1 protein-coding gene is annotated in these 1,034 nt (G+C 62.2%); it reads left to right on the top strand.

Going from position 1 to position 1,034, the window contains the following annotated elements; all coding sequences use genetic code 11:
- Positions 1–1,034, top strand: a 1,034-nt coding sequence (locus tag ACOCD2_RS21720; RefSeq protein ID WP_419626099.1) for an IS1380 family transposase, incomplete at both ends; no start/stop codon positions are given.

Genomic DNA, 1,034 nt, shown 5'->3' on the forward strand with positions numbered 1-1,034 from the left:
CGCCTGGCCGCTTGCTTCACCGATCACCGCAACCCCGAGAGCATCGAACACAGTGTGCGGGATCTGGTGGCCCAGCGGGTGTATGGCCTGGCGCTGGGCTACGAAGACTTGAACGACCACGATGATTTGCGCAAGGACAGCACTCTCGCCTTGCTGGTGGGCAAGCGGGATCTGACCGGGGAACGGCGGGTGCGCGAGCAGGACCGGGGGAACCCGCTGGCCGCTTCGAGCACGCTCAACCGCCTGGAGTTGGGCACGCCGGAATCGGCCAGCTCGGACCGTTACAAACGGATCGCTGCTGACAGCGAGGCACTGGATCGGCTGCTGGTCGATCTCTTCCTGGAGTCGTACCGCAAGCCCCCGCGCAAGATCTGGCTCGACCTGGATGCGACGGATGATCCGCTGCACGGTCAGCAGGAAGGGCGTTTTTTCCACGGCTACTACCGCTGCTATTGCTACCTGCCGCTGTACATCTTCAGTGGTGAGCACCTGCTGTGCGCCCGGTTGCGTACGGCGGACAAGGATGCCTCATCAGGCAGTGTGGACGAATTGCAACGCATCGTGGGTCAGATTCGCGCACGTTGGCCAAAGACGCGGATCATCATTCGCGCAGACTCGGGTTTCTGCCGTGACGCGATCATGGCCTGGTGCGAGACCAACGACGTGGGCTATGTTCTGGGTCTGGCGCGCAACAAGCGCCTGCAACAGGCCTTGGGCAAAGAAATGGAAGCGGCCCGCCTGGCCTGTGAGCGCACCGGCGAGGCCGCCCGGTGTTTCCGTGACTTCCGCTACCGCACGCGCAAATCCTGGTCCTGTGAACGGCGGGTGATCGGCAAGGCGGAATACCTGCCGGGCAAGGCCAATCCGCGTTTTGTCGTCACCAACCTGAGCACCCGTGACGCGGATGCCCAACATTTATACGAAGATCTTTACTGTGCCCGAGGGGAGATGGAAAATCGTATCAAAGAACAGCAACTGGGACTGTTCGCCGATCGTACCAGCAGTGCCACCCTGCGGGCGAACCAACTGCGGCT

This window comes from Thiolapillus sp., assembly GCF_048562965.1.
Classification (GTDB): Bacteria; Pseudomonadota; Gammaproteobacteria; order Chromatiales; family Chromatiaceae; genus Thiolapillus; species Thiolapillus brandeum_A.